A 12,517-nucleotide genomic window follows, 5' to 3' on the forward strand; every position below is an offset into this window, starting at 1 on the left:
ACACCATGTTCGACAAGATCCTCATAGCCAATCGCGGCGAGATCGCCCTTCGCATCCTGCGCGCCTGCAAGGAGCTCGGGATCGCGACAGTTGCCGTGCACTCCACCGCCGACGCCGATGCCATGCATGTGCGCCTGTCGGATGAGAGCGTCTGCATCGGGCCACCACCGTCCAAGGACAGCTATCTCAACGTGCCCGCGCTGCTTGCGGCCTGCGAGATCACCGGCGCGGACGCCGTGCATCCCGGCTACGGCTTCCTCTCGGAGAACGCGCGTTTCGCCGAAATCCTTTCCGAGCACAATCTGCACTTCATCGGCCCCAAGGCCGAGCACATCCGCCTGATGGGCGACAAGATCGAGGCCAAGAAGACGGCCAGGAAGCTCGGCATTCCCGTGGTGCCCGGCTCAGACGGTGCGGTCGGCCCCGAGGACGACGCGATGGCGATCGCCAGGAAGATCGGCTTTCCCGTGCTGGTGAAGGCGGCGGCCGGCGGCGGCGGCCGCGGCATGAAGGTCGCGCAGAGCGAGGCCGATCTTCAGGTCGCGCTGTCGACGGCGGCCAACGAAGCCAAATCCGCCTTCGGTGACGCGTCCGTTTATCTTGAAAAATACCTCCAGAAGCCGCGTCATATCGAGATCCAGATCCTCGGTGACGGCCGCGGCGGCGCGATCCATCTCGGTGAGCGCGACTGCTCGCTGCAACGCCGTCATCAGAAGGTCTGGGAGGAAGGCCCCTCGCCCGTTCTTACCGCCGCTGCACGCGCCAGGATCGGCGAAACCTGCGCCAAGGCGATGCGCGAGATGAAATATCTCGGCGTCGGCACCATCGAATTCCTGTTCGAGGACGGCGAGTTCTACTTCATCGAGATGAACACCCGCATCCAGGTCGAGCATCCCGTCACCGAGAGCATCACCGACATCGACCTCGTGCTTGAGCAGATCCGCATCGCCGCCGGCGGCGAATTGCCGGCGAAGCAGAGCGAGGTGCAGATTATCGGCCACGCCATCGAGTGCCGGATCAACGCCGAGAATCCGCAAACCTTCCGTCCCTCGCCCGGCCGCATCACACAATATCACCCGCCCGGCGGCCTTGGCGTCCGCATCGATTCTGCGGTCTATCAGGGCTACACCATCCCGCCCTATTACGACTCCCTGGTTGGCAAGCTGATCGTGCACGGCAAGACCCGCAGCGAATGCCTGATGCGGCTGCGCCGGGCGCTGGACGAGATGGTGGTCGAGGGCATCGAGACGACGCTGCCGCTGTTCCGCGACCTGGTGCGCCAGCCCTCGATCATCGACGGCGACTATCACATCCACTGGCTGGAACAGTACCTCGCCGGCAAGGAACCGGCTGCGGGATAATCCTCTCTCCCATGGAACCGCCTGGTCCCGATTGCGTTCTGGACGGCGGGGATAGTTCCGAGGGGCCGTCTTGAGTTCCATTGACGTGAAGCGAGACCGTCGTGACGGCTGAGTCGCAACGACGGCGCGCCATTTGGCAGATCCTGCTGTTCTCGGCGGGCCTTCTGGTGTTGACCGTGATCAGCGCCGGCTCCGTCTACCTGGTCAACAAGGCCAGAGACGATAGCAAATGGGTGGTTCACACCATCGAGGCGGAGAACCAGATCAACGCTCTGCTGCTGGAAATCCGGCGTGCCGAGAGCGCCGCCCGCGGCTATCTCCTGACGCAAGGGGCGGATTTCAAGGCCGACCATGAGAAAGCCGTTGCAGCGATCATACCGGCCCTCGACCGGCTCACGCGCCTGACCGGCGATAATCCGGCGCAACGCGAAAGCATCGAGAAGCTGAGCACGGCCATCGAAACCCGGCTGGGTCAGTTCGCGCAGGAGCTGGATTTCACCGACCAGAATCAGCAGGACAAGGCCGCAGCGCTGGTCCGCGAGGCCGCCTCCACCGACACCACGGCCGAGATTGGCAAGGTCGCGGTCTCGATGATCCAGGAGGAGGAGCGCCTGTTCAGGCTCCGATCGGTCAATTCCGACCGCAGCCAGACACTGGCGGCCTCGATGACCGGCATCGGCTCGGGCCTCGTCGTGCTGCTGGCCCTGATCTCGATCTGGCTGGTACAGCGTTCGGCGCGGCGCCGCGACGAGGCCGAGGGGCGTCTGCGCGACGCCTACGCCAACCTCGAGGCCCTCGTCGATGAACGCACGGCAGACCTGCGCGAAGCCAACGACGAGATCCAGCGCTTTGCCTATATCGTCAGCCACGATCTCCGCTCGCCACTCGTCAACATCATGGGCTTCACCAGCGAACTCGAAGAACTTGGCGGCGACATTTTCCGCCGCATCGGCGGCCTTACCCATGTCCCGGCCGACGGGCCGCCGCCGGCTGCCGGCGAGATCGCGCTCGAAGGTCCCGACAAGCAACTTTCAGCGGATTTCTCCGAAGCACTCGGCTTCATCAAATCGTCGATCGGCAAGATGGACCGCCTGATCTCGGCGATCCTCAACCTCACCCGCGAGGGCCGGCGCGAATTCGTGCCCGTGAAGATCGACACCCGCGAGTTGATCGAAGCCATCGTGTCGACGCTGGCGCATCAGGCCGCCGAAGCGCAGGCCGAGATCCATGTCGCGCCCCTGCCGGCTCTCGTCAGCGACCGCCTTGCGCTGGAGCAGATCTTCTCCAATCTGATCGACAACGCCATTAAGTATCTCAAGCCCGGCACCCCCGGCGAGATCAGAATCCGCGGGCGCACGAAGCTTGGCTACGCTATCTTCGAGATCAGCGATAACGGCCGCGGGATCGATCCGAAAGATCACCAGCGGATATTCGACCTGTTTCGCCGGGCGGGAACCCAGGACAAGCAAGGTCAAGGCATCGGTCTTGCGCATGTGCGTGCACTTGTGCGCCGCCTCGGCGGCACCATGTCGGTATCGTCGGAACTGAACACGGGCAGCACCTTCACCATCACGCTGCCGATCACCTGGAACGCGAGCAACCGGAACGCCGACCAATGACTCAACCTGTCACAATCATCATGATCGAGGACGACGAGGGACACGCCCGGCTGATCGAACGCAACATCCGAAGGTCTGGCGTCAATAACGAGATCGTCTCCTTCGCCAACGGAACGGACGCGATGAAGCACCTGTTCGGCGCCGACGGCAGCGGGCTCGTGCAGAAGGGCAATGCGCTCCTGATCCTGCTCGATCTCAATCTCCCCGACATGACCGGGATCGACATCCTGAAGCAGATCAAGGAGAACAAATATCTGAAGGCTTCGCCCGTGGTGGTACTGACCACCACCGACGACTCCCAGGAAATCAAGCGCTGCTACGAGCTCGGCTGCAACGTCTACATCACCAAACCCGTGAACTACGAGAATTTCGCCAATGCCATCCGGCAGCTCGGCCTGTTCTTCTCGGTCATCCAGGTCCCGCCCGCCGCCTCATGAACCAGCACACGCCAACCCTGCTCTACATCGACGACGACGCAGCGTTGGCGCGCCTGGTCGATCGCGGCCTGACGCGGCACGGCTACAAGGTCATTCACGCCGCAAGCGGCGAGGAAGGCCTGGAGCGTATCCGCCGCGCGGAGACGGACGGCTGCATCGACGTCGTGGCGCTCGACCAGTACATGCCCGGCCTCGACGGGCTGGAGACGCTCGAGCAGATCATGGCGATATCAGGCGCGCCGCCCGTGGTGTTCGTCACCGCGTCGCAGGATTCCAGCATCGCGGTCACCGCGTTGAAGGCCGGCGCGGCCGATTATCTCGTCAAGGACGTCAAGGGCGAATTCATCCCGCTGCTCCAGGTCGCCGCCGACGGCGCGCTCCGCCAGGCTGAATTGCAGAAGGCGCGCGAGCAAGCCGAAGCCGAGATCCACGCTTCGCGCGACCGCTACGCCGCGCTCGCCGCCGAACGCGAACTGCTGCTGCGCGAGGTCAATCACCGCGTCGGCAACTCGCTCCAGATCATCGCTTCGCTGCTGCATCTTCAGGCGAGCTCGGCTAGTCAGGAAGAGGTCAAGGCGGCGCTGACCAATGCGATGGGCCGAGTCGCCGCGGTCGCGCAGGTGCACCGTCGCCTCTACACCTCGCAGGACCTCAAGAGCGTGGTGCTGAACCAGTATCTGGACTCGCTGCTCGAGGATCTGCGCCGCTCGGCCGAAGGCAACCGGATGTCGCGCCTGACGATGAAGGCCGAGCCGATCGAGATCGACCCGGACCGCGCCGTCGCTGTCGGCATCATCGTCAACGAGCTGGTGATGAACGCGGTGAAATACGCCTATCCGGACGGCGCCGGCCCCATCCATGTCGAGCTGACCTCGCAGGGCGACGATCTCCTGCTGACGATCACCGATGACGGCGTCGGCGACAAGGTCAAGGCGGATCCACGCTCCACCGGCATGGGCCAGCGTATCGTCGCGGCGATGGCCACAAAGCTCGACGCCACTGTGGAGCGCGACCCCGCCCATGCCGGAACTCGCGTCATGCTGAGGTTCCGCCGCGCGCCCGCAGCCCCGGGCAAGACCAACAGCGCCGCCGCAAGCTGACCTGCGCGACCCATCGCAACCCCACCGCGATCCTGCTATTGTTTTTGCCATGACTTCGCGCGACTCCGCCCCGTCTGAAATCACGCCGGCCGTGCTGTTGCGCGCCTATGCCTGCGGCATCTTTCCGATGGCCGAGAGCGCCGACGATCCGACCCTGTTCTGGGTCGAGCCGGAATCGCGCGGCGTCATCCCGCTCGCGGGATTTCGCGTGGCTTCACGGCTCGCGCGCACCGTGCGTTCGGATATGTTTCGCGTCACCGTCAACACCGCGTTCAAGGCGACGATCGCCGGCTGCGCCGCGCCGCAGGCGGGGCGCGAGGACACCTGGATCAACAAGCGCATCCGCGATCTCTATGGCGGCCTCTACGAGCTCGGCCATTGCCACAGCGTCGAGGCTTGGCAGGGCGACGACCTCGTCGGCGGACTTTACGGCGTGAGCCTGGGACGCGCCTTCTTCGGCGAGAGCATGTTTCACACTGCACGCGATGCCTCGAAGGTCGCGCTGGTGCACCTGGTCGCGCGGCTGATCCATGGCGGCTTCGAGCTGCTCGACACGCAATATGTCACCGAGCATTTGAAGAGCTTCGGCGCGGTCGAGATTTCGCGCCGGCGCTACACCGCCCTGCTCGACAAGGCCCTCGCCGGCGATCCCGGCGACTTCCTGAGGCTCTCGGATGGCGCCGCGATCCCGGGCGCACGTGCGCTCGAGATCATCGCCTCGCGGCAATAATCAAACGATCGGCCTAACGGCCGAATCCGGGGATGCCGAACAGGCCCGGCTGCTGCTGTGGCGGCGGAGGTGGCGGAGCCGGCTGCTGCTGTTGCGGCGGCGGCAAGGGCTGCGGCGGACGCTGCTGCACGGCCTGCTTGGGTGCGGCCTTCTTCTGCGCGGGCGGCGGTGGCGCAGCCGGCTTGCTCGCGGGATCCGGCGCCGCGGTCGCAATGGTCTGCTGCGGCTCTTTGCAGTCGGTGAGCCAGATGTCGTAGATCGGGTGCTCGACGCCGTGCAGGCCGGGACTCGCGGCATACATCCAGCCCGAGAAGATGCGCTTCACCTCGCCCTGCAGAGTGATCTCGTCGACCTCGACGAAGGCGTCGGTATTGGTGGCTTCCGTCGCCGGCCGCGTATAGCAGGCGTCGGTTTTGACTCGCAGCGCGCCGAACTGAACGGTCTCGCCGATATCCTCGTCGAAATTGATGATGCGCCCCGTGATCTTGTCGAGGCCGGAGAACGTCGCCTTCTTGTTCACGATCTTCTGGGCCGGCGGCTCGGTCACGACCTCATCGCCCGGCTGGAGGCTTGCCGGGGTCTGCGGGACTGTGCCGCCCGGCCCCTTCTGTTGGGGCTGGCGCTGACCGGGCGCACCCGGCTGCGGGGCGGCTTGCGGATTGGGCGGAGCGACCGCCATGGACGGCGGCTGGTTTGGCGGAGCGACGGTTGAGCCCGGTGGGGGCGCCAGCGGCTGGGTCTCGACCGGCCCCGGCATCACATTGCCTTGCCGGCCCGGCGGCGGCGCCATCGGGCGCGAGGGCAGCACGCGGCCCTGCGGCGGAAGCTCGGGGACCTCTTCGTCGTCATCAGGGATCTGCGGCTGCGGCTGGCCGCGCGGAATGCTACCCGGCGGCCGCGGCGGCGGATCGGAGAAGATCGTGCCGATCTGCGCCCGCGCAGGCGTCGCAACCGTCAGCGCGGTGGCGGCCAGCAGCGCCGCAAGGCCTGTCAGAGTAAGGGTTTTGAACATCTCGCGCGGCTTCAACAGCGAATCGGGCTTGTTGGACATTGTACAGGGGATACCGCCGCTCGCAGGCCATCCGGTTAACACGTTGAATACGGCGGGGAAAGGGCGGCATTCCTGCCCTGCCCGCCGTCCGCTGGCCAGAGCGACAGGCTGATGGGATAGTCGGAAGGTCCTCCCCGGGGCCGAGGCGGGCATCGCCCCGATTGTCTAACCCACCATAACCAGAAACCGCCAGGTCGCCTGTCATGCCCGTTGTGCTCGATCCCGATGCTGCCGCCGTCTACAAGGCCTTCCAGGAGGCTGGCCGCCCCGCCTACGAGGCGCTGGCCCCTAGCGAAGCCCGCGCCTATTACGCGCAGGCGCGCTTTGCCACCAATCCCGAGCCGCCGGAACTCGCACGCGTTGCGTCGCTGTCGATCCCGGCGCAGCACGGTGCGATTCCGGCCCGCATCTTCGTCCCGAAAGAGCCGCGCCGGCACGAGGGCGTGTCGCCGGCGCTGGTGTTCTTCCATGGCGGCGGCTGGGTGATCGGCGATCTCGATTCCCACGACGTGGTCTGCCGCCAGCTCGCCGCCGCCGGCGCGCTGATTGTGATCTCCGTCGACTACCGCCTCGCGCCTGAGCACAAGTTCCCCGCCGCCGCCGATGACGCGATCGCCGCGACCAGTTGGATTGCCGCGAACGCGCACGAACTCGGCATCGACGCCTCGCGCCTGTCGATCGGAGGCGACAGCGCCGGCGGCAATCTCGCGGCCGTCGTCGGGCTCGCTGCGCGCGATGGCGAGGGCCCCGTGATCGCAGGCCAGCTCCTGATCTACCCGGCCGTCGATTTCGCCATGACGCACGGCTCCCACAGCGAGCCCGAGACCAGCGTGCTGCTGACGCATTCGGTGATCCGCTGGTTCCGCGATCATTATCTCGGCAGCGTCGCCGACATCCACGACTGGCGCGCCTCGCCGGCGCGTGCGACGAGCCTTGCCGGCCTGCCGCCCGCTTATGTGCTCACGGCCGGCGCCGATCCGCTGCGCGACGAAGGCGAGGAATATGCCGAGCGCCTCAAGCAGGCCGGCGTGCCCGTCACCACCAAGCACTATCCCGGCCAATTCCATGGCTTCTTCACGATGGGCAAATTGCTGAAGCAGGCCAATATCGCCGTGAGCGAGATCGGCGCGTGGCTGAAGGGATTGGGCTGACGACGCTGTCCCGCATGCCTCCCCTTCTTCAAACCATCCTTGCCGTCCCCCTGCGCGGGCTGACATGGCTCGGCGGCCAGGGCACCCGTGCGGTGGCCGCCGTCGTGTTCATCGCGGCCGCGGTGCCGCCGCTCGGGACACTGCTGCGGCCCTACGTCACCGAGGCGATCTTCGTTCTGCTCTGCATCTCCTTCATGCGGGTCGATCTGGCCGCGCTCTACAGCCATCTGCGCCGGCCGGCGCTGGTCGCCACCGCCACCGCCTTGACCACGATCGGCGTGCCGCTGATCGTCGGATTGATCGTCCATGCAACCGGGCTCGCGGCGCGTTCGCCCGGCCTTTCCCTGGCACTGATGCTCCAGGGCATGGCCTCGCCGATGATGGCCTCGCCGGCGCTGGCCGCGCTGATGGGCCTCGATGCCACGCTCGTGCTGGTCACGCTGGTGACCTCGACCGCGCTCGTGCCGTTCACGGCGTCGCTGTTCGCAAGCCTCTTCCTCGACGGCATGCTCAGCATCTCGCCGCCTGCGCTGGGCCTGAAGCTGCTCGGCATCCTCGCGGCATCGCTGCTGGCCGCGACCGTGATCCGATGGGTCTTCGGCGCCGCCGCGATCGAGCGCCACAAGCGGCCGATCGACGGCTTCAACATCGTCATTCTCCTGATCTTTGCGGCCGCGATCATGGGCGATGTCGCGAGCGACCTCGTGGCCCAGCCGGTGTTCACCATTGGCATCGCGGCTCTCGCCTTCGCGATCTATTTCACGCTGCTCGCCGTCACTACGCTGCTGTTTCGCCGCATCGGCTATGAGCGCGCGCTGGCGCTCGGACTGATGGTGTCACAGCGCAACCTCGGCCTGATGCTGGCAGCGACCGCCGGCGCGCTGCCGCCCACCACCTGGCTCTATTTCGCGATGACGCAGTTTCCGATCCACCTTGCGCCCTACATGCTGATGCCGATCGCACGGCGCCTGACGGCGCGTGCGAACACTTCTGGCGCCGCGGCAACCGGCAGCACCGCCTCATCAGGCTGATCGGCATGCAAGACATGCCTAGTCCGTTTTCTCCTCGGGAGCCGACAAATTGCGCTCGTCTTTGTGAGCCGGAAGGGCCAGAAGCGGAAATAACGCCCCCGTCGTTTTGGCAGCCTTCAGCGGGGCTCACTCCGCAAGATAGATCTAAACCATTCAACTACAGGCTGCACCAGCTGCCAACCTCGCAAGCCCAGAACCTTCTTGCAGGCGAAAAACCACCAGCGACGCGTTCTTTGAACGCTCGGATCAATACTCACTGCAAGTTCAGAAAGGCGTGCCGAGCTTTCCATCGCTCCCTCGTTGAAGGCAGCGCTTGCGCAGCCGATCGCGTCGAGTGCCAACATGTGGTTCAACCAGGCACGCAGATCATCAGCGCTTGTCAACTTGGCGGCGCTACTCGTCAGGAAGTGTTCGATCGCCGCCTTGCGTTGCAGCAGATCTTGCTCCCGCGAAGGCTCTCTTGACATATTGGCCGAGTGCGATCGATACACGGCTTGGTCAGCGGCAATGACCCCGACGTCGCCGTGTGCGGCGAGCCGTAACCACATTTCCATATCAGAGGCGTAGGGTAAGTCAGCCAAATACCCGCCCACTCTTTTCTGCAGGCTGGTGCGAACCACCACAGTTGGTGACAGCACAATGTTTTTTGCGCCGTTAAGTGCAATGAAATCAAGTCCGGACAAAACGTGGGTTCTGGATCCCACTCCTGTTCGACGGGGCGAACGCTCCCCCAGTTGATCAAGAACAACCGCGCCTCCGAAGGTGAAAGCGACAGAAGGATGATCGTTCATCAGATCGATCGATCTCGAAAGGGCACCGGGCAACAGGTAATCGTCCGCAGACAGCAGAAGCATATAATCAGCTCTCGCCCATGCGATGCCTTCGTTGGCGGTAGCGATGAGTCCTTGATTCGAGGTGTGCCTGCGGTATTCGACGCGGGGATCGGAGCACGCTAACTGTTCCGCAACTTCCGCTGTATTGTCTGGCGACGCATCATCGATAATAAGCACGCGCAATTCGGGGCCGGATTGCGTCAAAACGCTCTCGACACACTCTCGCAGGAAGTGCCCGTACCGGAAGCAGGGAACAACGATGTCTACGGAGCCCATTTCTTGTCGGATTCCACCGAGCCTGGCAAAGAGCGTTGGAGTCCTGTTTAAGCAAATTAAGTACCATTGAACAGATTCTTGCCGGCTGCTGCGACAGACGGCCCGTACACTTCCTTCAAGGCTGCCGGCGGTGACCCGTCCGCTCCTTTCAGGGCAGCGGACGATGCACAGGTCGCATTCGCTCTGGGTCAAAACGCGAAGTGCCGGGCTTCCATGCGTACGTCTGCCTTACCCGCTAAAGCGGACGTCCTCACTTTTAAAGTACGCCCTACCCCGCCCTTGCCGCGCGCCGCAGCGCCTGCGGCGGCTGGCCGAAGGCGCGGATGAAGGCGCGCCGCATGCGCTCGGGGTCGCCGAAGCCGGTCGCCTCCGCGACGAGTTCGATCGCCTCGCGCGAGGACTGCACGCGCTCGCGCGCGACCTCGATCCGTAAGCGCTCGATTGCCTTCGACGGCGTCGTGCCGGTCTCGGCGGCAAAGGCACGGGCAAAATGCCGCGCGCTCATGCCGGCACGATCGGCGAGGTCTTCGACCGTCAGGCGGGCGTCGAGGTTCTCGCGCGCCCAGGACAGCAGCGCGCCGAAGCGGCCGTTCGGTGTCTTCAATTCCAGGAGCGAGGAGAACTGCGACTGGCCGCCGCTGCGGCGATGATACAGCACGAGCTGCCTTGCGGCCTGTTGCGCGATCTCTTCACCATGGTCCTCGGTCACCATCGCGAGCGCGAGATCGATGCCTGCGGTAATGCCCGCCGACGTCCACACATTGCCGTCGCGGGTGAAAATCTGGTCCGGCTCGAACTTCACCTTGGGATAGCGTGCGACGAAATCCCGCGTGCGTCCCCAATGGGTGGTGGCGCGGCGCCCGTCGAGCAGACCCGCCTCGGCCAGCACATAGGCGCCCGAGCAGATGCTGGCAACCCGCACGCCGCGCCGCGCCAGCCGATGCACGAACGCGCGCGTGACCTCGCAGCGCGCAGCATCCGCCACGCCGGCGCCGCCGGCCACGACCAGGGTCGTGATCGCATTCGCCGACCTGAAATCCCGCGCCATCATTTCCACGCCGGACGAGCTGCGCACAGGCCCCGCGTTCAGCGCCAGCACGCGGATCCCGGTCGTCGTCTTGCCGGTGCAGCGCGCTGCGATTTCGAACACCGAAATCGGGCCGGCCGCATCCAGCAGCTGGAAATCCGGGAAGATCAGGATGCCGATCATAGTCATGTCCGAAAGTGAGGGAAATACGCCATTTTGGACGGAAGGGCATCATGCCAATCTGCCGTCGTCAAGCTCATAGTTGGAGGCTCTCATGTCGACACCGCTCCAGATCGGACTTCTGGTGTTTCCGCGCGTCACCCAGCTCGACTTCACCGGCCCCTTGCAGGTGTTCTCTTCCGTCCCCGGCGCCAAGCTGCACCTGGTCTGGAAACGGATCGAACCGGTGCCGAGCGACTCCGTGCTGACGCTGACACCGACCACGACATTCGCCGACTGCCCGCAGCTCGACGTGATCTGCGTGCCCGGCGGCAGCGGCACCAACGATCTGCTCAATGACGAGGAGGTGCTGGATTTCCTGCGCAGCCAGGCGGAGAGCGCAAAGTACATCACCTCGGTCTGCACGGGATCGCTGGCGCTCGGCGCTGCCGGCCTGTTGAAAGGCTACCGCGCCGCCACCCATTGGAGCGCGATGGAGATGCTTGGCCAATTCGGTGCAACGCCGACCAGGACGCGCGTCTGCGTCGACCGCAACCGCATCACCGGCGGCGGCGTCACCGCAGGAATCGATTTTGCGCTGACGCTGGTGTCGATCATGGTCAACCGCACCACCGCGGAGGCGATCCAGCCTCAGCTCGAATACAATCCCGCCCCGCCTTTCAATTCGGGCTCGCCCGACACCGCGCCGGCCGAGGTGCTTGCGTTGCTGAAGCAACGCGGCGCGCAGAACCAGGCGCGGCGCCTCGAAGCGGTGAAGCGCGCAGCTGAAAGGGTGATATAGCACGCGCGGTCCCGCTCGTGTCGCGACACAGCGCGACGCCTCTTCAGCGCCGCACTGCTGACACGACGCTGTCAGGAGCCTGTCGCGATAATCCGGGCTGCGACCGACACCCACAGACGCTTGCCGGTCGCATGCGCACAGGAGGGCGTGACCGTGGCGCGATACCGGCTGCACTGTGTTGGAGCTTCGGGCAATTCGTTCAAGGTCGCGCTATTCCTCAACTCCGCCGGGCTCGACTGGGAGCCTATCGGCGTTGACTTCGCCGGCGGCGAGACCCGCGCCCCTGACTGGCGGGCCGCAACCAACGTCATGGGCGAAGTCCCTGTCCTCGAGGCCGATGGCCGGCAAATGAGCCAGTCGGGCGCGATCCTGCTGTGGCTCGCAGAGACCCACGGCGTGTTCGGTCCAACGCGCGAGGAGACATTCGAGACGAGACGCTGGCTGCTGTTCGACAACCACAAATTCACGTCGAGCTTCGCTCAGCACCGGTTTCAGCGCTGCTTCATGCCCGAGCCCGCCCACCCCGCCGTGCTCGCTTATCTGCGGGCACGAACCGAAAGCGCGTTCTCGATCGTCGACAAACACCTCTCCGACCGCCGCTTCATGCTGGGCGACCGGCTGACCATCGTCGATTTCTCGCTGCTGGGCTATTTGTACTATCCGACCGAGGAGACGGGTTTCGATCTTGGCGCCGCTTTCCCCGCCATCGACGCCTGGCGCCGGCGTGTCGCCGAGTTGCCCGGCTGGAAGCCGCCCTATGAGATGATGCCGGTCGGCAACTCACCGCCGCTCCATCTCTATCTCTGACAAGCCGGCAAAGAGTGGAACAAACAGATCAAAGAAATAGGCCGCTCGGTTTCCCAAGCGGCCTTTCCTGTCTTACGGCGGCTGCACATTCCATCGGGCGATTTCGGAGCTTCCAGACCGGGGGCCTATCTCC

General features: G+C 65.0%; 12 protein-coding genes. 9 read left to right on the plus strand and 3 right to left on the minus strand.

What is annotated here, in order from left to right:
* The first annotated feature begins 5 nt into the window (after window positions 1-5).
* From accC to aat, 5 genes are all read left to right on the plus strand, one after another.
* Entirely contained in the window at window positions 6-1,361 is a 1,356-nt protein-coding gene (gene accC, locus IVA80_RS28695) for an acetyl-CoA carboxylase biotin carboxylase subunit (protein WP_247437912.1), read from the plus strand.
* Between the two features lie 101 nt (window positions 1,362-1,462).
* Window positions 1,463-2,980 (plus strand): ATP-binding protein, encoded by a 1,518-nt coding sequence (locus IVA80_RS28700; RefSeq protein ID WP_247437913.1) that lies wholly within the window; start codon window positions 1,463-1,465, stop codon window positions 2,978-2,980.
* A complete protein-coding gene (locus tag IVA80_RS28705; protein WP_247437914.1) occupies window positions 2,977-3,417 on the plus strand; it encodes a response regulator in 441 nt (146 codons plus the stop codon). The genes IVA80_RS28700 and IVA80_RS28705 overlap by 4 nt, the downstream gene beginning before the upstream one ends.
* On the plus strand, window positions 3,414-4,517 hold the full coding sequence (locus IVA80_RS28710) for a histidine kinase dimerization/phosphoacceptor domain -containing protein (RefSeq protein WP_247437915.1): 1,104 nt from the start codon (window positions 3,414-3,416) through the stop codon (window positions 4,515-4,517). Before IVA80_RS28705 ends, IVA80_RS28710 begins: the two co-directional genes overlap by 4 nt.
* A 49-nt stretch (window positions 4,518-4,566) precedes the next feature.
* The gene (aat, locus tag IVA80_RS28715; protein WP_247437916.1) at window positions 4,567-5,247 is read left to right on the plus strand and encodes a leucyl/phenylalanyl-tRNA--protein transferase; all 681 of its coding nucleotides are present in this window, start codon (window positions 4,567-4,569) and stop codon (window positions 5,245-5,247) included.
* Between the two features lie 13 nt (window positions 5,248-5,260).
* Here aat and IVA80_RS28720 read toward each other — a convergent pair whose 3' ends face one another.
* The gene (locus tag IVA80_RS28720) at window positions 5,261-6,298 is read right to left on the minus strand and encodes a DUF2155 domain-containing protein (RefSeq protein ID WP_247437917.1); all 1,038 of its coding nucleotides are present in this window, start codon (window positions 6,296-6,298) and stop codon (window positions 5,261-5,263) included.
* A gap of 203 nt (window positions 6,299-6,501) precedes the next feature.
* On the opposite strand from IVA80_RS28720, the gene IVA80_RS28725 reads away from it, so the two are divergent.
* Complete coding sequence (locus IVA80_RS28725; RefSeq protein WP_247437918.1) at window positions 6,502-7,449, plus strand: alpha/beta hydrolase; 948 nt, start codon at window positions 6,502-6,504, stop codon at window positions 7,447-7,449.
* Between the two features lie 14 nt (window positions 7,450-7,463).
* Window positions 7,464-8,480, plus strand: coding sequence for a Na+-dependent transporter (locus tag IVA80_RS28730; RefSeq protein ID WP_247438004.1), 1,017 nt, complete (start codon window positions 7,464-7,466; stop codon window positions 8,478-8,480).
* 116 nt (window positions 8,481-8,596) lie between these two features.
* Here the strand turns inward: IVA80_RS28730 and IVA80_RS28735 are convergent, their stop codons facing one another.
* Both IVA80_RS28735 and IVA80_RS28740 read right to left on the minus strand, forming a co-directional pair.
* Entirely contained in the window at window positions 8,597-9,589 is a 993-nt protein-coding gene (locus tag IVA80_RS28735; RefSeq protein WP_247437919.1) for a glycosyltransferase, read from the minus strand.
* Between the two features lie 268 nt (window positions 9,590-9,857).
* Window positions 9,858-10,799 (minus strand): GlxA family transcriptional regulator, encoded by a 942-nt coding sequence (locus tag IVA80_RS28740; RefSeq protein WP_247437920.1) that lies wholly within the window; start codon window positions 10,797-10,799, stop codon window positions 9,858-9,860.
* A 91-nt stretch (window positions 10,800-10,890) separates the two neighbouring features.
* On the opposite strand from IVA80_RS28740, the gene IVA80_RS28745 reads away from it, so the two are divergent.
* On the plus strand, window positions 10,891-11,577 hold the full coding sequence (locus tag IVA80_RS28745) for a DJ-1/PfpI family protein (RefSeq protein ID WP_247437921.1): 687 nt from the start codon (window positions 10,891-10,893) through the stop codon (window positions 11,575-11,577).
* Between the two features lie 153 nt (window positions 11,578-11,730).
* Window positions 11,731-12,384, plus strand: coding sequence for a glutathione S-transferase (locus IVA80_RS28750; protein ID WP_247437923.1), 654 nt, complete (start codon window positions 11,731-11,733; stop codon window positions 12,382-12,384).
* Window positions 12,385-12,517 lie beyond the last annotated feature (133 nt).

This window comes from Bradyrhizobium sp. 139, from assembly GCF_023074175.1.
Classification (GTDB): Bacteria; Pseudomonadota; Alphaproteobacteria; order Rhizobiales; family Xanthobacteraceae; genus Bradyrhizobium.